The organism is Pseudomonas sp. P65(2024) (assembly GCF_057480955.1).
The window spans coordinates 538,277-562,507 of record NZ_JBLIYX010000002.1 but is presented as its reverse complement, the minus strand read 5'-3'; the positions used below and the strand labels follow the sequence as shown (position 1 = coordinate 562,507).

Genomic DNA, 24,231 nt, shown 5'->3' with positions numbered 1-24,231 from the left:
GGGCCATCGCCGGTCAAAACCGTCTTGCCACTCTTGCCGTTACGCTGGTTGGTTTCATCCTCTGGGCGCTGCGCGCCCGGCGGATAACCCAGGTGGTGGCCAAGTTCGGCGTGCAGAGCGCGTTCGATCAAGGCCTTCTTGAACGCCGCAGAGGCATCCTCGATAGCCTCTGCGGTCATCAGGCCCTCACCGAACTGCTCCAGCAGCTCTTTGGGGATTTTGGGCAGGTCACGCAAGGGTTTCTTTTTGGTTGGCATACATGCACCTCTTACTCATGTTATGCCCGAACACAAAATTTCTGACACCCTCGTTGGGGCCGCTTTGCGGCCCTTTCGCGACGCAAGGCCGCTCCCACAGGAGGGCAGTTCCCTGCGCGACAGCGCAGTCCCAAAGGGCTGCACAGCAGCCCCTTACGGCTACAACTCGCTATCACAGGCAATCAACTGCCTCACCAAACCCTGCGCCAGCGCCGACAACCCATACCCCACCCGGCTCACCACCCCATAGCGGGTATAGAACGCCTCCTCCTGCTCCGGCGCCAGATCCACCAGCTTGAGGGCCACCAGGCCGTCATAGGGCCGCAGGTTCGCGCTGCAGGCGATACCGATGGTGTCCGAATGCAGCACGACATTGAGCAGCGCATAACCATGCTCGCATTCCACGCTGGGCAGAAAGTCCTGCCGCCCGCTCAAGTCACTGAGGATCTTGCGGATGTTCGGCGGGCGAAAGGTGGTGGCCAGCGGGTAATCGAACAGGTCCCGCGCCCGCACTTCGGCCAGCTCGGTCAATGGATGTTCCCGGCGACAGCAGAAGTGCCAGCGCTGTGGCCTGAGCTTGTGCACCTGGTAGTCCGGGTCGGCCTCGAACTGGCGGGTGTCGGCGACGAAGAACTCGATCTCCTCGGCGATCAGCCGCCGGTTCAGCGCCTGCCAGTTGTCCACCTGGAAGCAGGTGCGGGCCGCTGGGTACTCGGCGACGAACCGCGCCACCGCCCTTGGCACCAGCCCGCCGGCGGGGGCCGGCCCCGAGCCGAAGCGCACCACGCCGGTGGTGGCGCCGTTGAACTGGTTGATCTCGTTGACCAGGTTGTGCGCCCCGTGCACCAGCCGCCGTGAATGCTCCAGCACCAGCAGGCCCTGGCGGGTCGGCGCCAGTTCCTTGCTGGCGCGATCGACCAGGCGGCAGCCGACGTTGTGTTCCAGCGTCTGGATGCTGCGGCTGAAGGCCGATTGCGAGAGGTTCACCGCCGCCGCCGCGGCGACAAAGCTGCGGTGCTCGACAAGGGCGATGAAGTGGCGGAGCTGGCGCAGGTCGATATGCATTTTCTACATGGAAACTTTCGGTGGAATGCAATTGCTGGGAAGGGTTGGGAACCTTATAAAGGGAGTCACTTATTCCACAAAATATGAAATACAAATATTTATATCTCTTAAAAGAATAAAGCCCGTCTGATCGCGATTCGGTTCCGCCAACGGAAATGCTCGCCAGGGCCTGTGCCTCCAAGGAGCATCTGCATGTCCCGACTTTCCCGTTGGCCGGCGCGCGCGTCGGTATTCGCCCTGCAACCCTTGGCCGCTGGCGTGCTGCTGGCCGCCGCCGGCAACAGCTTCGCCGAAGAGCCGCGCTCGGCTGCGCCAGCTGTCGAGCAGGAGGCCAAGCTCGGCACCGTCACTGTCAATGCCCGGCGCCGTGAGGAGACCGCCCAGAGCGTGCCCACGCCGATCAGCGTGCTGGGCAGCGAAACCCTGGAGACCCAGCGCATCTATCGCGTGCAGGATCTGCAACAGCTGGTGCCGAGCACCAACGTCGCCTATGTGCACGCCCGCCAGTCGAGCATTTCCATTCGCGGCCTGGGCAACAACCCGGCCAGTGATGGCCTGGAAGGCAGCGTCGGCGTGTATCTGGACAACGTCTACCTGGGGCGCCCGGGCATGGCGGTGTTCGACCTGCTCGATGTCGAGCAGCTGGAGGTGCTGCGGGGGCCGCAAGGCACGCTGTTCGGCAAGAACACCACTGCCGGGGTGCTCAACATCACCACCCGCAAGCCGACCTTCCACCAGGAAGGCAGCGTGCAGTCGTCGTTGGGCGAGGATGGCTACTGGCAGACCCAGGGCAGCTTCTCCGGCCCCCTGACCGACACCCTCGCCGGGCGCATCAGCGCCTACCACACCGAGGACGACGGCTATGTGAAGAACATCTACAACGGCCACGACCTCAATGGCGGCAAGCGCCAGGGCTTTCGTACCCAGTTGCTGTTCAAGCCCAGCGAAACCTTCAACCTGCGCTGGATCGGCGAGTACAACGAAGAAGACTCCGACAACGGCATCCTCAGCCTCTACAGCACCGGCCCGACCATCAATGGCGTGAACCGCTACGAAAGCCTGGCCGCCCAGGCTGGCGCCACCCTGGTGTCGGGCAAGGACCGCAAGGTCAACTTCGATGCCGACCAGATGGTCAAGGTGTTCCAGGGCGGCACTTCGGTAGAGGCCAACTGGACCCTGCCCAACGACTTCACCCTCACCTCGATCAGCGCCTACCGCTGGTGGGACTTCACCCCGCGCAACGACGACGGCCTCAACGTGCCGGTGTTCTACAGTGCCGGGGTTTCGGTGCGGGACAAGCAGTACTCGCAGGAGCTTCGGCTGGCCTCACCCACCGGCGGCTTCTTCGACTACGTACTGGGCGCGTACTACTTCAAGCAGGACCTGGACAATAAATCGTTCACTTACTACGGGCCGCAGGCCGATATCTGGAACCTGACCCCCGCCGGCGCCCTGGCCAACGTGAACACCATCGGCAATGGCCACATCGACACCGACAGCTACGCCCTGTTCGCCCAGGGCACCTGGCACCTGACCGAGCGCCTGGACTTCACCGCCGGGGTACGCGGCACCTACGAGGAGAAAAGCGCCTGGGTGACCCGCGATGCGCCGTCCGGCGGCGCGGCCGTCACCGGTGCGGCCGCGGCCGCCCGCCAGGGCCGGGTGGGCGCGTACGACTCAGGTGACCTTAACCAATACAGCTTCGCCCCCTCCGGGCTGCTCAGCCTGAGCTACCGATTCACCGATGACCTGTTGGGTTATGCCAGCCTGTCCCACGGCGAGAAGTCCGGGGGTGTCAACCTGACTGTCGGTGCCGCCCCACGCTTGGGCACCGATTCGCTGTTGGTGGGTACCGAGCGGGCCAACAACGCCGAACTCGGGCTCAAGAGCACCCTGTTCGACAACCGCCTGCAGCTGAACACCAACCTGTTCTGGACTGAAGTGCACGGCTACCAGGCCAACGTCTACGACGAAGCCAACCGTGTGCAGTACCTGGCCAACGCCGGCAGCGTGCGTTCTCGCGGCCTGGAGTTCGAAGCCACGGCCCTGCCGATCCGAGGCCTGACGCTGAACTTCAACGGCTCATGGAACGACGTGCGCTACACCGACTACAAGGACGCGCCGTGCCCGCCCGAGGTAAGCCTGGCCAACCCCGCCGCCACCTGCGACCTGTCCGGCCACCAGGTGGTCGGCGCCTCCAAGTACATCGCCAACCTCAACGGCCAGTACAAGTGGCAGCTCAGCGAACGCATCGAGCCCTACGTCACCGCCAGCTACGCGTTCCGCTCCAAGGCCGTCGGCACCATCGACGATTCCGACTACGGCCAGATCCCCAGCTACGCCATCGTCAACCTGTCCACCGGCGTGCGCCTGGACCAGGGCGACGGCGTGCTCGACCTGTCGCTGTGGGTGAAGAACGCCGGCGACAAGACCTACTTCACCAGCCTGTGGAACTCCGCCAACGGCGGCTATGCCGGCGTGCTGGGCACCCCGCGCACCGTGGGCGCCACCGCCCGTTACGACTTCTGAGCACAAGGAGCTTTGCCATGAATGCCAAGACCCAACCGCATGACCTGCCCGAAGGCGCCTGCCTCACCGCCAAGGTGCCCGACCGCGACCAAGCCCTGCTCGGCGACGTGGTGGTCAACCCGTACCGGCTGGCGCCGCTGACCGCGATCATCCGTGATGGCGGGCGTACCCTGAGTGCCGCCCATGTGCGGGTGCTGGGCCGCGGCGAGCGCGGTGTCGATATCGTCTACGACGTGTCCGACCGCTCGCTGTGGACCTACGGCGGCATCCCGGTGTTCGGCCTGTACCCCGACCACGTCAACCAGGTCGAGGTGAGTTACAAGCTTGATGGCGAACGCATCCGCGAACGTTACGAAATCTACGCCCCGGCGGTGCGCCTGCCGGTGGTGGCCAAGCAGACTGCCGCGCTGCCCGAGGTAGAGCCGGTCAAGGTCGCCCCCGGTTTCGAAAAGCGCCTGTACCTGTTCAATCACCTGCTGGCCGAGATCCCGGGTGGGCGCGCCTTCAAGTGGAACGGCCTGGGCGGCGCCGCCGAGTGGGACTCGGTGGGCAACAACTGGATCGCCGACAGCAACGGTGACGTGCGCTGGTACCTGGATATCGAGCAGATCCATGATTCCAACCATCGCGACGGCCTGGGCGGCACCATGGGCTTCCACCAGACCCGCGACGGCAAGCTGATCTGGGGCCAGGGCCAGACCTACTCCAAGTACGACCTGCTGGGGCGCAAGGTGTGGCAGCGCAACCTGCCGGACAAGTTCGCCGACTTCTCCCACGAGATCCGCGAGACGGTGAACGGCAGCTACCTGCTGCGGGTCGGCACCAGCGACTACCGTCGCCCGGACGGCAAGCGCGTGCGCTCGATCCGCGACCATATCATCGAGGTCAACGAGGCTGGCGACGTGCTGGATTTCTGGGACCTGAACCAGATCCTCGATCCGTACCGCGGCGAGCTGCTGGAAACCCTGGGCAAGGCCGCGATCCAGCTGCCGGACGGTGTGCAGAAACAGGATGAGCGGCTGGCCAACGAATTGGCTGAAGGCGACCTGCCGTTCGGCGACGTTCCCGGTGTCGGTACCGGGCGCAACTGGGCCCATGTCAATGCCATCGACTACGACGCCGATGACGACAGTATCATCGTTTCAGCACGGCACCAGGGCGTGGTGAAGATCGGCCGCGACAAGCAGGTGAAGTGGATCCTCGCCGCGCCGCAAGGTTGGCCGGCACGTTTGCAGGACAAAGTGCTCAAACCGGTGGGCGAGGGCTTCGAGTGGTCCTGGACCCAGCACACCGCCTGGCTGACCGGGCACGGCACGCTGACTGTGTTCGACAACGGCTGGGGCCGCGACTTCGGCCCGACTAGGCTGACTGGCAACTACAGCCGGGCGGTGGAGTACCGCATCGACGAGGCCAAGGGCACGGTCGAGCAGGTGTGGCAGTACGGCAAGGAGCGCGGTGACGAGTGGTACAGCCCGATCACCTCGGTGGTGGCGTACCAGGCGCAGACCGATACCCAGTTCATCTACTCGGCTTCGGTGAGTTTCCTGACGCCGGAGAAGCTGACGACCAGCGTGCTCAATGAAGTGCGTCGCGGCACCCAGGAGGTGGTGGTGGAGCTGAAAGTGCACAGTCGCCAGCCGGGCAGCGTGGGCTACCGGGCGCTGGTGATCGATCTCGACAAGGCGTTCTGACCCTTCCTTCTGACCGATGGTCTAACCTCTTACGGCCCAATCGCGGGGCAAGCCCGCTCCCACAGGAACCCTGCGCTCCTTGTGGGAGCGGGCTTGCCCCGCGATTGGGCCGTTTGCCAGGGGGGTGTTCAACCATTCGTTCTTTTTTTCGAACAGCCTATTGTCCAACACCCCAACCCCCGCTTAGCATTCCGTTTGAGATTTCAAACGCTCGGCACCCAGGCGTCGAACACCCTGGTGCACGAATTTGTGACGGCCGCCCCCTTCTCGGGGGCGCCTTTTCAACAATCAATAATTCGCAGTAAAGGGAAGCCGACATGCAGCTCAAAGACGCTCAGTTGTTCCGCCAGCAAGCCTTCATCAACGGTGAATGGCTGGATGCGGACAGCGGTCAGACCATCAAGGTGACCAACCCGGCCACCGGTGAGGTGATCGGTACCGTGCCGAAGATGGGCGCCGCCGAGACCCGCCGCGCCATCGAGGCCGCCGACAAGGCCCTGCCGGCCTGGCGCGCACTGACTGCCAAAGAGCGTGCCGGCAAGCTGCGTCGCTGGTTCGAGCTGATGATCGAGCACCAGGACGACCTGGCCCGCCTGATGACCACCGAGCAGGGCAAGCCACTGGCCGAGGCCAAGGGCGAGATCGCCTATGCCGCCTCGTTCATCGAGTGGTTCGCCGAGGAAGCCAAGCGCGTGTACGGCGACGTCATCCCAGGCCACCAGCCGGACAAACGCCTGATCGTCATCAAGCAGCCGATCGGTGTCACCGCCGCCATCACTCCGTGGAACTTCCCGGCCGCGATGATCACCCGCAAAGCCGGCCCGGCCCTGGCCGCCGGTTGCACCATGGTGCTCAAGCCCGCTTCGCAGACCCCGTACTCCGCCCTGGCCCTGGTCGAGCTGGCCACCCGTGCCGGCATCCCGGCTGGCGTGCTGAGCGTGATCACCGGCAGCGCCGGCGAGGTTGGCTCCGAGCTGACCGGCAACTCGCTGGTGCGCAAGCTGTCCTTCACCGGCTCGACCGAGATCGGTCGCCAGCTGATGGAAGAATGCGCCAAGGACATCAAGAAGGTTTCCCTGGAACTGGGCGGCAACGCGCCTTTCATCGTGTTCGACGACGCCGACCTGGACAAGGCGGTCGAGGGCGCGATCATCTCCAAGTACCGTAACAATGGCCAAACCTGCGTCTGTGCCAACCGTATCTACGTGCAGGACGGCGTCTACGACGCCTTCGCCGAGAAGCTCAAAGCCGCCGTGGCCAAGCTGAAGATCGGCAACGGCCTGGAAGAAGGCACCACCACTGGCCCGCTGATCGACGGCAAGGCTGTCGCCAAGGTCCAGGAGCACATCGAGGACGCCGTCGCCAAGGGCGCCAAGGTACTGTCCGGCGGCAAGATCATCGAAGGCAACTTCTTCGAGCCGACCATCCTGGTCGACGTACCGAAGACCGCTGCCGTCGCCAAGGAAGAGACATTCGGCCCGCTGGCGCCGCTGTTCCGCTTCAAGGACGAGGCCGAAGTCATCGCCATGTCCAACGACACCGAGTTCGGCCTGGCCTCGTACTTCTACGCCCGCGACATGAGCCGCGTGTTCCGCGTCGCCGAGGCCCTGGAATACGGCATGGTGGGTATCAACACCGGCCTGATCTCCAACGAAGTGGCGCCGTTCGGCGGCATCAAGGCTTCGGGCCTGGGCCGTGAAGGTTCCAAGTACGGTATCGAGGACTACCTCGAGATCAAATACCTGTGCATCAGCGTCTGATCGCCAGGTAAACGCTTTTACCTCTGCCAGCGGGGCGCGAGAGCGACGTCTCGCTGGCCTTTTTGACATAGCGGTACCTGGTGGCCAGGGCATGTGTGGCAGTCGATCAACGAATACTGTGCACGCCTGCATCCAGCCACCCCCGAATAAAAGCGCCGCAGAACCGGCGCAATTGAGGGCACTATGAGCAAGACCAACGAATCCCTGATGCAACGCCGTGTCGCCGCCGTCCCACGTGGCGTTGGCCAGATTCACCCGATCTTCGTCGATACCGCGAAGAACTCGACGGTGATCGACGTCGAAGGCCGCGAACTGATCGACTTCGCCGGCGGCATCGCGGTATTGAACACCGGCCACCTGCATCCGAAAGTGGTCGCGGCCGTGCAAGAGCAGCTGACCAAGGTCAGCCACACCTGCTTCCAGGTGCTGGCCTACGAGCCCTACGTCGAGCTGTGCGAGAAGATCAACAAGCTGGTCCCAGGCAACTTCGACAAGAAGACCCTGCTGGTCACCACCGGCTCCGAAGCCGTTGAAAACGCCGTGAAGATCGCCCGTGCCGCCACCGGCCGTGCCGGCGTGATCGCCTTCACCGGCGGCTACCACGGCCGCACCATGATGACCCTGGGCCTGACCGGCAAGGTCGTGCCGTACTCCGCTGGCATGGGCCTGATGCCAGGCGGCATCTTCCGCGCCCTGTTCCCGAGCGAACTGCACGGCATCAGCGTCGATGACGCCATTGCCTCGGTCGAGCGCATCTTCAAGAACGACGCCGAGCCACGCGATATCGCCGCGATCATCCTCGAGCCGGTACAAGGCGAAGGCGGTTTCCTGCCGGCGCCGAAAGAGCTGATGAAGCGCCTGCGCGCCCTGTGCGACCAGCACGGCATCCTGCTGATCGCCGACGAAGTACAGACCGGCGCTGGCCGCACCGGCACTTTCTTCGCCATGGAGCAGATGGGCGTCGCGCCTGACCTGACCACCTTCGCCAAGTCGATCGCCGGCGGCTTCCCGCTGGCCGGTGTGTGCGGCAAGGCCGAGTACATGGACGCCATCGCCCCGGGCGGCCTGGGCGGCACCTATGCCGGCTCGCCGATCGCCTGCGCCGCGGCCCTGGCCGTAATCGAAGTGTTCGAGGAAGAGAAACTGCTGGATCGCAGCAAGGCTGTCGGCGAGCGCCTGACCGCCGGCCTGCGTGAAATCCAGAAGAAGCACCCGATCATCGGCGATATCCGTGGTCTGGGCTCGATGATCGCGGTGGAAGTCTTTGAGAAAGGCACCCACACCCCGAACGCCGCCGCTGTTGCCCAGGTGGTCGCCAAGGCGCGCGACAAAGGCCTGATCCTGCTGTCCTGCGGCACTTACGGCAACGTCCTGCGGATTCTGGTTCCGCTGACCGCCGAAGACGCGCTGCTGGACAAAGGCCTGGCCATCATCGAAGAGTGCTTCGCCGAACTGGCCTGAAGAATGTGACATGCTTTAGAAAAAAACCCGCCTCGGCGGGTTTTTTTTGTGCCGTTCGCCGGTATCAGGCGCTAAGGTTGTACGAGGATTCCGTGGAAGCTGCGATGGATCGCGCGTCATAGCCTGGAGAATAGCCCATGAGCGCTGTCGACCCCGTCCCCCCCTGCGTGCTGATTGCCGAAGGCGATCCCTGGGTGCGCGACATGCTCAGCGAAATGCTGCTTAGCGTGCGCTGCGATGCCCGCCTGCAGGTTTGTGCCGATGGTTCCGAGGCGCTGAGTGCGCTGGCGGCCAAACCCGACCTGATCATCGCTGCCCGTGAACTCTCAGGGTTCGACGGCCTCGATCTGCTGCGCAAGGTGCGCGCCAAGGGCGACAAGCCCGGTTTGCCGTTCATCCTCATGAGTGACCGCACCGACAGCGCCAGTGTGCGCGAGGCGCTGCCGTTGCACCCGACCGCCTACCTGAGCAAGCCGCTTGACCTGGACAACCTGCGCAAGCGCCTGGAGAACCTGCTGCTGGCAGTAGGTGAGCAGATCGCCTGCCCGGTACCGCCGTTGCAGCCCGGCGCGCGACTGCCGGCCTACCTGGAACAGCGCCGGGCCACCGCCGACGGCGGCCCGCTGTTTGCCGATGTGCAGGTGGCGGTCAAGCGAGCCCTCAACCCCCATGGCCTCAACCTCAAGGTGCTCGAGGAAGAGGTGCGCAACGACCCACAGATCACCGGCGTGCTCATCGCCGCCGCCAACAGTGCCGCCCTGCACCGTGAAGCGCCGGTACAGACCCTGCTGCAGGCGCTGAACAAGCTCGGCAGCACCCAGAGCATGAACCTCATCCTCGGCCTCACGCTCAAGCGCAGCGCCCGTTTGACCGATCCGCTGCTGGAGCGGCACGCCACCCATTACTGGAACCTGTCGCTGCACACCGCCGAGTACGGCCGCACATTGGCGCGCATGCTCGAGGTGGACGAAGCGCGTTGTTACTGCGCGGGGCTGCTGCACTGCCTGGGTGACCTGGCGGTGCTGCGCACCTTGCAGGAGTGGCGCCTGGCCGGTGGCGAGCTGGACGAGGACCAGGTGGAGCTGTCGCTCAACGAGTTCGGCGCGCCGTTCGGCTCGGCACTGCGCACCCGCTGGCGTCTGCCGTTGGACCTGCGCGAGCTGATCGCCGCGGTGTACCAGCTGGGCGGCGGCGTCTACTCCCGGGAGATCCTGGCGATGAACCTGGCCGGGCAGCTGTCGCGGCTCAAGCCCAGCGAAGGGCTGGAGAAGGTCGCCAGCAGCAAGACGGCGCGCCTGCTAAAACTTGGATTGCCGGAGCTGTCGCGGCTGCGCAAGGTGGACCCGGAGGCGCTGGCGCGGGAGGAGGCCGAGCGTCTGGCGGCGGAAGCGGCCGAGAGCAAGCTGCAGGTTGCTCCCATCGCTGCCCTGACTATTGATGCTGATCCCGCGGGGGGTGAGGAGCAGGCCTGAGACGTAGCGGGCTGATCGATTACGAGTGGAGTGCCGCAGCCGCGAAGTGATCCGCTTCAGCCTTTAACGATCTGGTTCTTGCCCTGGCGCTTGGCACGGTACATGGCGGCGTCCGCCCGGGCGAACAGGCTGTCGAGCGTTTCATCCTCATCCTGCAACCCGGTCAGCCCTTGGCTTACGGTAACACCGTAGGTGTGCTCGCCATGGCTGAAGCTCAACCGCTGGATCTCCCGCTGCAGACGCTCGGCAATCTGCTCGGCCACTTGTGCGGTGCAGCCGGGGAACACGGCCGCAAACTCCTCGCCACCGATTCGTCCGAACTGATCGCCACGGCGCAGCACGGCCTTGCCGCTGTCGGCGATGCGCTGTAGCACCTGGTCGCCTTCCTGGTGGCCGTAGGTGTCGTTGATATGCTTGAAATCGTCGATGTCCAGCAGCAGGAAGGCCATCGGCGCGCCGTCCTCGCGTGCGCTGTCGAAGGCCTGCTGGGCGCACTCGAAGAAGTGCCGGCGGTTGCTGCTCTGGGTCAGCACATCGGTGGTGGCCAGGCGTTGCAGCTCGCCTTCGAGCTGTTTTTTTTCGGTGATGTCCTCGGCGATGCCGACGATGATCACCCGCTGGTCGCCCTCGCGCTGCTGGTTGATGTAGCACTTGTCGCTGAGCCAGCGCACCTCGCCGGCGGCATTGAGGATGCGGTATTCGCGGTCCTCGACGGTGCCCTTGACCAGCACCTGGGCAAGGCTGCGTTCGGCGTACTCCAGGTCGTCCGGGTAGATGGCGTCGCGCCATTCGTTGTAGTCGGCCAGTACCAGGCTGGCCGGGCGGCCAAAGATGCGCTCGTAGGCGGGGCTGACGTAGAGCACCTGACGGGTTTCCCAGTCGAAGGCCCAGAGCACGGCGTTGACGCTGTCGAGCAGCGAGCTGTACAGCTGCTCGCGTTCGCTTAGGCGAGCCACTTCGCCTTGGGCATGGAGCAGGGCCAGCAGGGTCTGGGCGGCTTCTGGGCGGGGAGTGCCGGCAGGTGTGGGTGGGAGGTCTTTGGCCATGAGCACGGAACGTTTCTCGACGATGGGCGTGCGGCCACGGTCCGGCCCGCCACGCGGGCGATATGCCGGATTTGAGTCGATTTGCGGGGGGGAAGTTCCGGTCGGCACGCCCCGTTGCGGGGCATGCCGATCAACGGTGCTCAGGCGCCATTGGGGCGCAGCGAGTAGGTCTTGAGCTGGGCGGCGAAGTCACGCAGCGAGTGGATGCCACTGGCCTCGGCCTCGTGTACCCAATCCTTCATCGCGGCGAGCATATCGTGGCCGTTGGCGCTGGTGCGCGCCCAGATCTGCTGCAGCGCCAGGCGCTTTTCGTAGATGGTCTTGAGAGCCTGGCTGTGGGCCAGCATCGACTCGATGCGCACGTGGTGGCGGTCCTGCAGCAGGCTGGTTTCCCGCGAGAGCAGGCGCTTGGCACGGCGGAAACGGTGGCGCAGCGAGGCGTCGACCTTGTCCAGCTCTTGCTTGACCAGCGGGCCGATCACCAGCTTGCGGTACTGGGCCATGATCTGGAAGCGGTTGTTGAGGATGGCCATGGCGGTGTCCATGTCCAGCGACGCCTTGCCCTCCACGCGATGGGCGATGGGCGCGACACGCTGGACCTTGGCCAGGCGCAGCAGGCTCAGCAGACGGATCCACATCCAGCCCATGTCGAATTCCCAGCGCCGCACCGACAGCTTCGCCGAGTTGGGGTAGGTGTGGTGGTTGTTGTGCAGCTCCTCCCCACCAATGATGATGCCCCACGGCACCAGGTTGGTGGCGGCGTCGCGGCACTCGAAGTTGCGGTAGCCCACGGCATGGCCCAGGCCGTTGACCACGCCGGCGGCCCAGAACGGGATCCACATCATCTGGATCGCCCAGATGGTGATGCCGATGGTGCCGAACAGCAGCAGGTCGATGACCGCCATCAGGGCGATGCCGCCGAGCTTGAAGCGGGTGTAGAGGTTGCGCTCGATCCAGTCGTCCGGGCAGTTCTTGCCGTAGATGCGCAGCGTTTCCTCGTTACGCGCCTCTTCACGGTACAGCTCGGCACCCTTGCGCAGCACGGTGCCCAGGCCCTTGTGCACGGGGCTGTGCGGGTCGTCCGGGGTTTCGCACTTGGCGTGGTGCTTGCGGTGGATGGCGGTCCATTCGCGGGTGTTCTGCGCGGTGGTGAGCCACAGCCAGAAACGGAAGAAATGCTTGAGCCCCGCGTTCAGCTCCAGGGCGCGGTGCGCCGAGTAGCGGTGCAGGTAGATGGTGACGCTGACGATGGTCAGGTGGGTCATCAGCAGGGTGACGGCGACCAGTTGCCAGGCCGACAAGTCGAGTAGACCGTAGTACCACATAACGGGAAAGACCCTCGAAAACTCAGGGGAACAGCGCTCGCATTATCCCTGGGCGGGGAAATAAAACCAGTCACCCTTTTAGATAGGAGGTCACAGGGTGTTTCAGCCCTTATAATGCCCCTTCCTTTTTCATGGGCTCATCCACCCGACATGTCTGTTTCCGTTCGCGACGCCTTGCGCATGGCCGGGCTCTACGTGGTGCTTTCGATCCTCTGGCTGGTGCTGTCCGAGCTGGTCCTGCAGGGCATGACCGACGACCCGCTGGCGCTGACCGTGGGCCGGCAGATCAACGTGGTGGTCTGGGTGCTGCTCAGTGCCTTGCTGATCTTTGTCTCCCGTGCCCGCCTGCTGAACTTCATCGGCATCGGCGCCCGCTTGCGCAGTGAAGACCGCGAGCGCCTGCGCATGGCCGCGGCGGTGTTCGACAGCACCCTGGAGGGTGTGCTGGTGACCGACCGCAATGGCCTGATCGTGCACGTCAACCGGGCCTTCATGCGCATCACCGGCTACCAGCAGGACGAAGTCATCGGCCAGCGCCCGAGCAAGTTCAAGTCCGGTCGGCATGGCGCGCCGTTCTACCAACAGATCTACGCCGCCCTGGCGGAGCAGGGCGAGTGGAGCGGGGAGATCTGGAACCGCCGTAAAAGCGGGGAGATCTACCCGCAATGGCAGACGATCTGCGCCATTCGCGATGACAGTGGCGCGCTCAGCCATTACGTCGCGGTCTTCAGCGACATCAGCGCGATCAAGCACACCGAGGAAGAACTGGCCTATCTCGTCCATCACGACCCGCTGACCGGCCTGCCCAACCGTCTGCTATTCAACGACCGCGCCATGCAGGCCATGGCCGCGGCCCAGGCCAACAAGCGCGGCTGTGCCCTGCTGCTGCTCGACCTCGACCATTTCCAGAGCATCAACGACGGCCTCGGCCACACCATCGGCGACCAGCTGCTCAAGCTGGTCGGCGAGCGCCTGCGCGAGGTGCTGGGCAGCGGCGTGACCCTGGCCCGGCTGGGCGGCGACGAGTTCGGCGTGCTGGCCGAGAACTGCCAGCAGGTCGGCCAGGCCGGCAAGCTGGCGCAATCGATCATCGAGCGATTGAAGGAACCGTTCTGCTTCGAAGGCAATCGCCTGTTCATCAGTGTCAGCATCGGCATCAGCCTGTTCCCCAGCGACGCGCTGAGTGCCGAGCAGTTGTTGCGCAACGCCGACTCGGCGCTGTTCAAGGCCAAGAGCAACGGCCGAGCCTGCTATGCGCTGTACACCGAGGAGCTCACCGCCCATGCCCAGCAGCGGGTCGAAACCGCCGGCGAGTTGCGCCGAGCGCTGGAGCAGCAGGAGCTGCGGGTGTTCTTCCAACCGGTGCATGACCTGTTCACCGCGCGGATGATAGGCGTCGAGGCACTGGTGCGCTGGCAGCATCCGCAGCGTGGTCTGGTCCCACCCGGTGAGTTCATCCCTATCGCCGAACGCACCGGGCTGATCGCCGAGATCGACGCCTGGATGTTGCACCAGGCCTGCCGGCAGATGGTGCAGTGGCAGACCGAGGGACGGCAGTTGGCATTCGTTGCGGTGAACATTTCCAGCCGCCTGTTCAGCCAACGCGACCTGTACCGGCAGGTGGCCGATGCATTGCACGACACCGGGCTGGACCCAGCGCTGCTCGAGCTCGAAGTGACCGAGAGCGCGGTGATGGAAGACCCCGAGGTTGCCCTGGAGCAGCTTTACCGCCTGCGCGAGCTGGGCGTGACACTGGCCATCGACGACTTCGGCACGGGGTACTCGTCATTGCTGCGGCTCAAGCGAATGCCCGTGCAGAAGCTCAAGATCGACCAGGGCTTCGTCGCGGGCCTGCCCCATGACGAGGACGACATCGCCATCGTGCGGGTGATCATCGCCCTGGCGCGGAGCATGGGCATGCAGGTGCACGCCGAGGGGGTAGAGCAGGCGGAGCAGGCGCGGTTCCTGCTGGAGCAGCAATGCCAGCTGGGGCAGGGGTACTGGTTCGGGCGGCCGGTGCCGGCGGCGGAGCTGCACTGGGGCTGAGCCATGTGCATACCGTTGTAGGAGCGGCCTTGTGTCGCGAAAGGGCCGCAATGCGGCCCCGGCGATCTTTGCATCAACGCTGAAATCCTGGGGCCGCTTCGCGGCCCTTTCGCGACACAAGGCCGCTCCTACACCAATAATATTTCAACGTTTGTTCAACCCTTTGGACAGACGGTCCCCGCCCAGCTGGATCAGCGCCACCAATGCCACAAGCATCACGATCACGGTCAGCATGATCTGGCTGTCGAAGCGTTGGTATCCATACCTGTAGGCAATATCCCCCAGGCCACCGGCGCCGATCGCTCCGGCCATGGCCGACGAGTTGATCAGCGTCACCAGGGTGATGGTGAAGCCGCCGACGATGCCCGGCAGGGCCTCGGGCAACAGCACGTGCCAGACGATGTGCCAGCGCCGGCAGCCCATGGCCTGGGCGGCTTCGATCAGGCCGTGGTCGACCTCGCGCAGGCTGACCTCGGCGATCCGCGCGAAGAACGGCGTGGCGGCGATGGTCAGCGGCACCACGGCCGCCCACACGCCATAGGTGGTGCCGACCACCAGGCGGGTGAAGGGGATCAGCGCGACCATCAGGATCAGGAACGGAATCGAGCGGAACAGGTTGACGATGGCGCCCAGCACCCGGTTCAGCGCCGGGGCCTCGAAGATCCCGCCCTTGTCGCTGGTGACCAGCAGCACCGCCATCGGCACCCCGACCAGCAGCGCGACCAGCGAGGACACGCCGACCATCAGCAGGGTGTCGAACAGGCCTTGCAGCAGGCGATCAATCCACATGGCCGAGTACCTCCACATTCGCGGCCCAGCGGCGGGCGCGTTCGAGCAATTGATGGGTGTCCAGCGGCGAGCCGCGCACGGACAGGATCAACTGCCCCAGGGCCTGCTCGCCGATGGTCTCGACGCCGCCCTGGAGCAGCCGCACGCGTCCGCCCAGGTCGTTGAACAGGGCGCTCAGTTCCGGCTCGCCGAGCAGGTCGAGCTTGAGCACCACGGCCGCGTCGCGGCTGACCGGCTGGGCGCGCAGGCTGGCCTGCAAGGCTGCCGGCAGCTTGGTCTGCAGCGGTGCGAGCAGGGTGCGGGTGACGTCGTGGCGTGGCGCGCCGAACACCTGCCAGACCTCGCCCTGCTCGACGATCTCACCCCGTTCGAGCACCACCACGTGCTGGCAGATGTCGCGGATCACCGCCATCTCGTGGGTGATCAGCACCACGGTCAGGCCCAGGCGCCGGTTGATGTCGCGCAGCAGTTGGAGGATCGAGGCGGTGGTTTCCGGGTCCAGCGCCGAGGTGGCCTCGTCGCACAGCAGGATCTCGGGGTCATGCACCAGCGCCCGGGCGATGCCGACGCGCTGCTTCTGCCCGCCGGACAATTGCGCCGGATAGACATGATGCTTTTCCTCCAGGCCGACCAGTGCCAGCAGCTCGCGCACCTTGCGCTGGCGCTCGGCCTTGTCCACCCCGGCCACCTTCAGCGGCAGCTCGACGTTCTGCCATACGGTCTTGGCCGACATCAGGTTGAAGTGCTGGAAGATCATGCCGATGCGCCGGCGCAGCGCCACCAGACGGTCCTCGTCGAACGGCGCGATATCCACCTGGTCGATCAGCACCCGGCCCTGGCTGGGCTGTTCAAGGCGATTGATGGTGCGCAGCAGCGAGGACTTGCCGGCGCCACTGCGGCCGATGATGCCGAAGATCTCGCCCCGGCGAATGTTCAGGTCGATGCCTTGCAGCGCCGGCTGGCCCTGGCCCGGATAGGTCTTGCCCAGGCCGATGAAGCGGATGTGCGCCTGGTTCACCTCCGGGCGCAGGGCGGTTTCCTCGGCCTTGAACGGTTCGGCGGGCGGGACGGGCGCCCTGAGGGCGCTGGCCTGGGCCATGTCAGCCTTCCCAGCCGGCCTGGTAGAGCTTGCCATGGGCCTTGTCCAGGGCGGCGCGCACGACCGGCGAGTGTTGGTAGATATCGACGAACTTGGCCAGGCGCGGGTCGTTCTTCTCCTGCGGGCGGATGACGAACTGGATCACGTACTCCTTGTTCTCCAGGCCGTCGAACAGCAGCGCCGAGGTGGCGTCGAAGCTGTTGGCCAGGCGGATGTAGGCCGGGTAGCCCTGGACCAGGTCGGCGTCGTCATAGGCGCGTACCAGTTGCACGGCTTCGACCTGGAGAATCCGGATCTTCTTCGGGTTGGCGACGATGTCGTCCTCGGTGGCCTTGTAGCCCACGCCCGGCTTGAGGGTGATCAGCCCGGCCTTGGCCAGCAATTGCAGGCCACGGCCACTGTTGATCGGGTCGTTGGCGATGGCCACGCTGGCGCCTTCGGGCAGCTCGGTGAAGCTTTTGTACTTTTTCGAGTACAGGCCAACGTTGTTGATGATCCCCGGCGCGTACGGGACCAGGTCGAAGCCGGCGGCGGCCTTGGCGTTTTCCAGGAACGGGATGTGCTGGAAGTAGTTCACGTCGATATCGCCGCTGTTGAGGCTGACATTGGGCGCGATCCAGTCGCTGAACTCGATCAGCTTCACTTCCAGGCCCTGTTTCTGGGCCTCTTCCACCGCTGCCTCCAGGGGGATGGCGAAGGCGGCGGTGGTGCCGATCTTCAGCGGTTCGGCGGCCAAGGCGGCGGCGGACAGGCCGAGGCCCAGGGCAATGGCCGCGATGGGCCGGAACAGTTTCTCAAGCATGGTGCAGGGCTCCAGTCGGGGCAGGGTCGGGGGTGTTGCGGTAGCGGGCGCCGGGGTGTCCGGCGGGCAGATGCGGCTCGCTGCTGGCGAACAGCTTCTCGCGCAGGGTGCCCTCGGCGTAGGCGGTCTTGTAGCGACCGCGGTGTTGCAGGGCGGGGACCACCAGTTCGATGAAGTCCTCGTAGCTTTCCGGGGTGACGGTGCGGGTCAGGTTGAAACCGTCCAGGCCGGTCTCGTCGATCCAGGCGATCAGTTGCTCGGCCACCTGCTCGGCGTCGCCGACCAGGGTCACGTAGCGACCGCCCAGGGCGTGCTGCTCGAGCAGGCGGCGGCGGGTCCAGGCGCTTTCCTGCAACTGGCGGGTGGCGGACTGGATGGCGTTGCCCTTGGCGAAGCCGATGGGCTCGTCCAGTTCGTAGCGCGAGAAGTCGATACCGGTGGAACTGGCAAAGTGCGCGACCCCGGCCTCGGCGCTGGCGTAGCGCAGGTACTCGGCGTGCTTGGCCTGCGCCTGCGCCTCGGTCGGCGCGACGATCACGGTGATGCCCATGAACACCTTGACCGCCTGCGGATCGCGCCCGGCCGCCTTGGCCGCGGCGCGCATCTTGTCGACCTGGGCGCGGGTGGCGGCCTTGTCCTGGCCGCTGATGAACACGCACTCGGCATGGTTGCCGGCGAAGGCCAGCCCGCGCGGCGAGCTGCCGGCCTGGAACAGCACCGGCGTGCGCTGCGGCGAGGGTTCGCACAGGTGGTAGCCCTCGACCTTGTAGAACTCGCCGTGGTGCTCGACCTTGCGCACCCTGTCAGGGCGGGCATAGACCCGCTGCTCGCGGTCGGCGACCACGGCATCGTCGGCCCAGCTGCCTTCGAGCAGCTTGTACAGCACCTGCAGGTACTCGTCGGCCTGATCGTAGCGGCGGTCGTGCTCGGGTTGCTGCTCCAGGCCCATGGCCCGGGCGGCGCTGTCGAGGTAGCCGGTGACGATGTTCCAGCCGACCCGGCCATTGCTCAGGTGGTCGAGGGTGGAAAGGCGTCGGGCGAACAGGTAGGGCGCCTCGTAGGTCAGGTTGGCGGTGAGGCCGAAGCCCAGGTGCCTGGTCACCGCCGCCATGGCCGAGACCAGCAGCAGCGGGTCGTTGACCGGCAGCTGGATCGACTCCTTGAGCGTCACGTCCAGCGACTGGCCATAGACATCGTAGGTGCCGACGATATCGGCAATGAACAGCCCGTCGAACAGTCCCCGCTCCAGCAGGCGAGCCAGGTCGGTCCAGTAGTCGAGGGTCTTGTACTGGGTCGAAGTGTCCCGTGGGTGGGTCCACAAACCGTGGTTGATGTGCCCGATGCAGTTCATGTTGAAGGCATTGAGCAGGATCTGCTTCGCCATCAGATGGTCCCCCGGCGCGGCGGCTTCTCGTCGTTGAGGTAGTAGTTGCCGATGGCGTGGTACTTCCAGCGCACCGGGTCATGCAGGGTGTGCACCCGGGCGTTGCGCCAGTGGCGGTCGAGGTTGTGCTCGGCCAGGGTGGCCTGGCTGCCGGCCAGCTCGAACAGCGTGGTGCCGGCGGCCAGGGAGATCTCGGTGCTGATCGCCCGGGCCTCGGCCACGGCGATGGAGGCGGCGGCCAGGGTCTCGGCGTTGCTGTCGGCCTGGGCGATGTCGAGGATTTCGCCGGCGCGCTCGAGCAGCGCCTCGGTGGCGTGAAGGCGGATCGCCAGGTGGCCGAAGCTCTTCAGGGTCAGCGGGTCGTCGCTGGCCTTGTCGAGGCCGGAGTCGATCCATGGTCGGCTGCGGGTGCGCACGAAGTGCAGGGCATCCTCGTAGGCGGCGCGGGCGATGCCGGTGTCGATGGCGGCATGGAGGATCTGCGCCAGCGGGCCGACCGTGGTCGGGCGTTCGAAGGCGCTCTGGAACGGCACCACGTCCTCGGCGCGGACCGCCACGTGGTTGAACACCACCGAGCCGCTGCCGGTGGTGCGCTGGCCGAAGCCGCTCCAGTCGTCGATCACCTCGATGCCCTGGCTGTCGGCGGGCACGAAGGCCAGGTGCGACACATCCTGGTCGTCGATCACCAGGGTCGGGATGCGCTGGGCGTAGATCGCGCCGGTGCAGTAGAACTTGCGGCCGTCGATACGGAAATGGTCGCCATCGCGGCTCAGGCGGGTGGTGCGCTCGTGGGCGTTCTTGGTGCCGAGCTCGGCCAGGGCGTTGCCGAAACGGCGGCCGGCGAGCACTTCGGCGTAGAGACGTCGCTGTTGTTCGGGGCTGCCATTCACCCGCAGCACTTCCAGGGCGTAGAAGTGGTTCTGCGGGATCTGCCCGAGCGAGGCGTCGGCCTGGGCGATGCGGGCGATGACCTTGGCCAGGGTGACATTGGACACCCCGGCGCCGCCGAAGGCCTTGGGCACGCTGATGCCCCAAAGGCCGGACTGCACGAAACGTTCGAGTTCGGCATGGGGCAAGCGGCGCTCGCGGTCGCGCAGGGCGCTGTCCTGGTGCAGGTGTTGGGCGAGTTCGTCGGCGACGGCCAGGGCCTGGGCGTCGGTGGTGATGATGGATGCAGTCATTTTGCTCTCCGGGCACTTGGAGCCGCCGTGCGGCTCTTTCGCCGGCAAGCCGGCTCCCACAGTGAGCGTTCACTGACGTCCTTGTGGGAGCCGGCTTGCCGGCGAAAGGGCTGCACCGCAGCCCCTGGGCCTTGAATCAGATCCAGGAATGGCGGGCAGGCAGGGTGCCGTTGAGGTGGTAGGCGCCGACGGCGTGGTACTTCCAGCGCACCGGGTCGTGCAGGGTGTGGACCCGGGCGTTGCGCCAATGCCGGTCGAGGTTGAACTCGGCCAGGCTGGCGCGGCTGCCGGCCAGCTCGAACAGCTTCTCGCTGGCCTGCAGCGAGATCTCGGTGGTGAGCACCTTTGCTTCGGCCACGGCAATCGAGGCACGGGCCGCGGCGGCGGCATCGATCACGCCGGCGTTCACTTCGTCGAGCACCTTGGCGGCCTTGCGCAGCAGGGCCTCGGCGGCGTGCAGCTCGAGCTTCAGGCGACCGATGTCGGCGATCACATAGGGGTCGTCGCTGTTGCGTTCGACCTTGGCTTCGATCCACGGCCGGGACTTCTCCCGAACGAACTGGATCGTGTCCTCGATGGCCGCTTCGGCGATGCCGGCGTCGATGGCTGCCTGGATCAGCTGCGAGGCGGCGCCCTGGATGCTGGGCTCCTCACGCAGGCGCCAGTTGTCCACCACCAGGTCGGCGTCCACCGGTACCTGGTCGAGCAGCACGGTACCGCTGGCTGTGGTGCGCTGGCCGAAGCCGGACCAGTCGTCGACGATACGCAGCCCCGGACTGCCGCGACGGACGAACGCCAGGCGCTGGCGACCATCGTCGTCCAGCGCCTTGACCGCCACCCAATGGGCGTACAAGGCACCGGTGGAATAGAACTTCTCGCCGCTGATGCGATAGCCGTCGCCGTCACGGGTGAGGCGCGCCTTGAGCGTCAGGGTGTCCTTGGTCCCGCGCTCGGGGCCGGCATTGCCGATACGCCAGCCGTCGAGCACCGAGCGGAAGATCACTGCCTGCTGGGCCTGGGTGGCGGTCAGGCGGACCAGTTGCAGGATGCCGAACTGGTTCTGCGGAATCTGCCCCAGCGCCGGGTCGGCGGCACTGATCAGGCGGAACACTTCGGCGATGGTGGCGAAGGACACCTCGGGGCCGCCGAAGGCCTTGGGCACGCTGATGCTGCCCAGGCCGCTGCGGGTGAACTGTTCGATCTCGGCCCAAGGCAGCTTGCGCTGCTGGTCACGCTTGGCGGCCTGCTGGCGGGCCTCCTCGGCCAGCTCACGGGCAGCCTGCAGGGCCTCTTCGTCGTTGCGCAACACCGTGGCCGGCAGCAGCAGCGGCGAGCTGTCGAGATCGCTGTGGAATCGGGTAGTTGGTTGGCTGGACATCAGTACCGCTCCTTGGCTGCACTCAATGCCCTGGCGTTATGCACTGGGGTGATTGTGATCCTGACCATTCCTAACCTCACAAAGTTGAAAGCGTCGCCTCAGCTGTTGGCGACAGACGTTTGCTGGTCCGGTGGTCCGGTCGATATACCCTATTCGTTTAGAAAAAGTTTATGAACTACCGTTTAGGAATATGAATAGAAGAACTGCAGGGTCGGCCCTGTCGCCGGCAAGCCGGCTCCCATGACCGCGGCGTAAAACTGTGGGAGCCGGCTTGCAGGCGATGAGACCTGAGCGGTCAGCGCGGGATCATCACCACCAGCTTGCCCACCGCCTGGCGCTGCGCCAGGCGTTCGATCGCCGCGCCACCCTCGGCCAGTGCAAAGGTCTGCGACACCAGCGGCTTCAACTTGCCTTCGGCGTGCCAGGCGAACAGCTGGCGGAAGTTGGCCGCGTTGTCTTCCGGCTGGCGCTGGGCGAAGGCGCCCCAGAACACACCGAGCACCGCCGCGCCCTTGAGCAGGGCCAGGTTTACCGGCAGTTGCGGGATCGTGCCGCTGGCAAAGCCCACCACCAGCAATCGCCCGTTCCACGCCAGCCCGCGTACGGCCTGGTCGAACAGCGCGCCGCCGACCGGGTCGTAGATCACATCCACGCCCTGGCCGCCGGTCAGGCGCTTGATCTCGTCCTTGAGGCTGGCCTGGCTGTAGTCGATCAGTTCGTCGGCCCCGGCGGCCTGGGCGATCGCCAGTTTCTCGGCGCTGCTGGCCGCGGCGATCACCCGCGCGCCCAGGGCCTTGCCGATCTCCACCGCCGCCAGCCCCACGCCGCCCGAGGCGCCGAGCACCAGCAGGGTTTCGCCGGCCTTGAGCTGGCCGCGTTGGGTCAGCGCGTGCATCGAGGTACCGTAGGTCATGCCGAACGCGGCGGCGGTGGTGAAGTCCATGCCCGCCGGGATCGGCAGCACGTTGTAGAACGGCACCGCCACCTGCTCGGCGAAGGCGCCCCAGCCGGTCAGGGCCATGACCCGGTCGCCGACCTTGAACGCGCCGGCCTTCTCGCCGACCGCGGCCACCACGCCGGCCGCCTCGCCACCCGGGGCGAACGGCAGCGGCGGCTGGAACTGGTACTTGCCCTCGATGATCAGGGTGTCGGGGAAGTTGACCCCTGCGGCGTGCACGTCGAGGAGGATCTCGTTCTTCTTGGGCGTGGGGCTGGCGACCTCTTCCAGGACCAGGTCCCGCGCCGGGCCCAGGGCTTTGCACAACAAGGCTTTCATCAGGGCTATTCCTTTGCGTGTGGTGGCCGATAAGTGTAGGAGGGCCGTCCCGAGGGTCAACGAGCATGGCCGGCCCTGATGAGCCGGCATAAGCCCGGGCTTGGGTTTGGCCGGCGCGCTGGGTAAGCTGGCGCCAACTGTATTGAGGAGCGAATTCGTGAAAGCGTGGATCTTGATGGTGCTGGCCTTGATGCTGCCAGTGGCGGCGATGGCCGAGGAAAAGGAAGGCGAGCCCAAGGTCGCCTACATCAGCCTCAGCCCGCCCTTCGTCGGCAACTACGCCCTCGACGGCGGCCCCAAGCTGCGCGTGTACAAGGCCGATGTCGCCCTGCGCGTGACCGGCGATGCCGCCGCCGCTGCGGTCAAGCACCACGAGCCACTGATCCGCAACCAGCTGGTGGCGCTGTTCACCCAGCAGGGCGTGGACAACATGAGCAACGTCGAGGCCAAGGAAAAACTGCGCCAGGAAGCCCTGAAGCAGGTGCAGCAGGTGATGGAATCCGAAGAGGGCAAGCCGATCGTCGAGGACCTGCTGTTCAACAACCTGATCGTGCAGTGATCAAGCGGCGAGGCTGCGGCGAAAGCGCGCCAAAGCCACGCCAAAGAATACCAGGCCGATCGCGGCCAGGGCCGCCACATCCGGCCACACCACGCTCAGCCCGGCGTCGCGGAACAGGATCGCCGCGCCGAGGCTGACGAAGTGGGTCGAGGGCGAGCCCTGCATGACCCACTGCAGCCACTGCGGCATGCTGTCCAGCGGCGTGCTGCCCCCCGACAGCAGCAGCATCGGGATGATCACCGGAATCGCCAGCAGGCCGAACTGCGGCGTCGAGCGCGCCAGGGTGGCGAGGAAGATGCCCAGTGCCGTGCTGGCGAACAGGTACAGCGCGGTCACCCCCAAAAACAGCCCCATCGAGCCCGCCAGCGGCACGCCCAGGGCGCCCTTGACCACCACTTCCAGCGAAATCCAGGTACAGGCCACCACCACCAGGGCGTTGCTGGCGATCTTCGCCAGCATGATTTCCAGCGCCGTCAGCGGCAGCACCAGCAGGTGGTCGAGGGTGCCGTGCTCGCGTTCGCGCAGCAACGCGGTGCCGGTGAGGATGATGGCCAGGATGGTAATGTTGTTGACGATCTGGATCACCGCCAGGAACCAGCCGCCTTCGAGGTTGGGGTTGAACAGTGCCTTCGGGTTGAGCAGGGCCGGGCTGCTGGTGCTGCGCCCTGCGTATTCAAGCAGCTCGCGTTCGAAGATCCGGCCGATGTAGCCGGCCCCCATGAAGGCCTGGCTCATGGCCGTGGCATCGACGTTGACCTGCAGCTCTGGTGAGCGCCCGGCCAGCAGGTCGGCCTGGAAGTTCACCGGCACATTGATCACGAAGGTGTATTGCCCGCTGTCCATGGCCTGGTCCAGCCGATTTGCCGGTAGTGCTACGGCGGGCTGGAATTCGGGCGGCTGCAGCGACTCGGCGAGCTTGCGCGAGACGGCGCTGTGATCTTCATCGACCACCGCGACACTGGCGTTGTGCACGCCGATCACGGAGCCGGCGGCGGGCATGTAGATCGCCACGCTGAAGGCGTACAGCAGGAACAGCAGCAACACGCTGTCGTGGCGCAGGCTGGTGAGTTCCTTCAGGCCCAGGCGCAGGGTGTGGGAGAGGCGGCTCATC

The 24,231-nt window shown here is 65.7% G+C and carries 19 protein-coding genes; 7 read left to right on the top strand and 12 right to left on the bottom strand.

Features of this window, described 5'->3' with window-relative positions; genetic code table 11:
* Both AC25MA_RS05295 and AC25MA_RS05290 read right to left on the bottom strand, forming a co-directional pair.
* The coding region (locus AC25MA_RS05295) for a transposase (RefSeq protein ID WP_486971834.1) at window positions 1–257 on the bottom strand (257 nt) is incomplete at its 3' end.
* A 159-nt stretch (window positions 258–416) separates the two neighbouring features.
* A complete protein-coding gene (locus AC25MA_RS05290; protein ID WP_028688583.1) occupies window positions 417–1,322 on the bottom strand; it encodes a LysR family transcriptional regulator in 906 nt (301 codons plus the stop codon).
* Between the two features lie 192 nt (window positions 1,323–1,514).
* On the opposite strand from AC25MA_RS05290, the gene AC25MA_RS05285 reads away from it, so the two are divergent.
* The 5 genes from AC25MA_RS05285 to AC25MA_RS05265 all read left to right on the top strand — a co-directional run bounded on the left by AC25MA_RS05285 (window position 1,515) and on the right by AC25MA_RS05265 (window position 10,235).
* Window positions 1,515–3,851: a TonB-dependent receptor gene (locus tag AC25MA_RS05285; RefSeq protein WP_028688582.1), complete on the top strand. Its 2,337-nt coding sequence runs from the start codon at window positions 1,515–1,517 to the stop codon at window positions 3,849–3,851.
* A gap of 17 nt (window positions 3,852–3,868) precedes the next feature.
* Window positions 3,869–5,542, top strand: coding sequence for an aryl-sulfate sulfotransferase (locus AC25MA_RS05280; protein WP_069015916.1), 1,674 nt, complete (start codon window positions 3,869–3,871; stop codon window positions 5,540–5,542).
* Between the two features lie 317 nt (window positions 5,543–5,859).
* Entirely contained in the window at window positions 5,860–7,302 is a 1,443-nt protein-coding gene (gene gabD / locus AC25MA_RS05275) for an NADP-dependent succinate-semialdehyde dehydrogenase (RefSeq protein WP_028688580.1), read from the top strand.
* Window positions 7,303–7,485: 183 nt separating this feature from the next.
* On the top strand, window positions 7,486–8,763 hold the full coding sequence (gene gabT, locus AC25MA_RS05270; protein ID WP_028688579.1) for a 4-aminobutyrate--2-oxoglutarate transaminase: 1,278 nt from the start codon (window positions 7,486–7,488) through the stop codon (window positions 8,761–8,763).
* A gap of 137 nt (window positions 8,764–8,900) precedes the next feature.
* Window positions 8,901–10,235, top strand: a complete 1,335-nt coding sequence (locus AC25MA_RS05265; protein ID WP_069015915.1) for a response regulator — start codon at window positions 8,901–8,903, stop codon at window positions 10,233–10,235.
* Window positions 10,236–10,291: 56 nt separating this feature from the next.
* Here AC25MA_RS05265 and AC25MA_RS05260 read toward each other — a convergent pair whose 3' ends face one another.
* Both AC25MA_RS05260 and desA read right to left on the bottom strand, forming a co-directional pair.
* Window positions 10,292–11,281: a GGDEF domain-containing protein gene (locus tag AC25MA_RS05260; protein ID WP_051555600.1), complete on the bottom strand. Its 990-nt coding sequence runs from the start codon at window positions 11,279–11,281 to the stop codon at window positions 10,292–10,294.
* Between the two features lie 140 nt (window positions 11,282–11,421).
* On the bottom strand, window positions 11,422–12,606 hold the full coding sequence (gene desA, locus AC25MA_RS05255; protein WP_028688577.1) for a delta-9 fatty acid desaturase DesA: 1,185 nt from the start codon (window positions 12,604–12,606) through the stop codon (window positions 11,422–11,424).
* A gap of 150 nt (window positions 12,607–12,756) precedes the next feature.
* On the opposite strand from desA, the gene dibA reads away from it, so the two are divergent.
* Entirely contained in the window at window positions 12,757–14,652 is a 1,896-nt protein-coding gene (gene dibA / locus AC25MA_RS05250; RefSeq protein ID WP_486971833.1) for a phosphodiesterase DibA, read from the top strand.
* A gap of 144 nt (window positions 14,653–14,796) precedes the next feature.
* Here dibA and AC25MA_RS05245 read toward each other — a convergent pair whose 3' ends face one another.
* The 7 genes from AC25MA_RS05245 to AC25MA_RS05215 all read right to left on the bottom strand — a co-directional run bounded on the left by AC25MA_RS05245 (window position 14,797) and on the right by AC25MA_RS05215 (window position 22,561).
* Window positions 14,797–15,441: a methionine ABC transporter permease gene (locus AC25MA_RS05245; RefSeq protein ID WP_486971832.1), complete on the bottom strand. Its 645-nt coding sequence runs from the start codon at window positions 15,439–15,441 to the stop codon at window positions 14,797–14,799.
* Window positions 15,431–16,540, bottom strand: a complete 1,110-nt coding sequence (locus AC25MA_RS05240) for a methionine ABC transporter ATP-binding protein (protein WP_486971831.1) — start codon at window positions 16,538–16,540, stop codon at window positions 15,431–15,433. Before AC25MA_RS05240 ends, AC25MA_RS05245 begins: the two co-directional genes overlap by 11 nt.
* A gap of 1 nt (window position 16,541) precedes the next feature.
* Window positions 16,542–17,342: a MetQ/NlpA family ABC transporter substrate-binding protein gene (locus AC25MA_RS05235; protein WP_028688573.1), complete on the bottom strand. Its 801-nt coding sequence runs from the start codon at window positions 17,340–17,342 to the stop codon at window positions 16,542–16,544.
* Complete coding sequence (locus AC25MA_RS05230; RefSeq protein ID WP_486970659.1) at window positions 17,335–18,726, bottom strand: LLM class flavin-dependent oxidoreductase; 1,392 nt, start codon at window positions 18,724–18,726, stop codon at window positions 17,335–17,337. Before AC25MA_RS05230 ends, AC25MA_RS05235 begins: the two co-directional genes overlap by 8 nt.
* Entirely contained in the window at window positions 18,726–19,907 is a 1,182-nt protein-coding gene (locus tag AC25MA_RS05225; RefSeq protein ID WP_486971830.1) for an SfnB family sulfur acquisition oxidoreductase, read from the bottom strand. Before AC25MA_RS05225 ends, AC25MA_RS05230 begins: the two co-directional genes overlap by 1 nt.
* Before the next feature lie 136 nt (window positions 19,908–20,043).
* The gene (locus AC25MA_RS05220; RefSeq protein WP_028688570.1) at window positions 20,044–21,285 is read right to left on the bottom strand and encodes an SfnB family sulfur acquisition oxidoreductase; all 1,242 of its coding nucleotides are present in this window, start codon (window positions 21,283–21,285) and stop codon (window positions 20,044–20,046) included.
* Window positions 21,286–21,580: 295 nt separating this feature from the next.
* Window positions 21,581–22,561, bottom strand: coding sequence for an NADPH:quinone oxidoreductase family protein (locus AC25MA_RS05215; protein ID WP_069015909.1), 981 nt, complete (start codon window positions 22,559–22,561; stop codon window positions 21,581–21,583).
* A 157-nt stretch (window positions 22,562–22,718) separates the two neighbouring features.
* On the opposite strand from AC25MA_RS05215, the gene AC25MA_RS05210 reads away from it, so the two are divergent.
* Entirely contained in the window at window positions 22,719–23,120 is a 402-nt protein-coding gene (locus AC25MA_RS05210; RefSeq protein WP_028688568.1) for a flagellar basal body-associated protein FliL, read from the top strand.
* Here AC25MA_RS05210 and AC25MA_RS05205 read toward each other — a convergent pair whose 3' ends face one another.
* Window positions 23,121–24,230, bottom strand: coding sequence for an ABC transporter permease (locus AC25MA_RS05205; protein ID WP_062359883.1), 1,110 nt, complete (start codon window positions 24,228–24,230; stop codon window positions 23,121–23,123).
* Between the last annotated feature and the right edge of the window lies 1 nt (window position 24,231).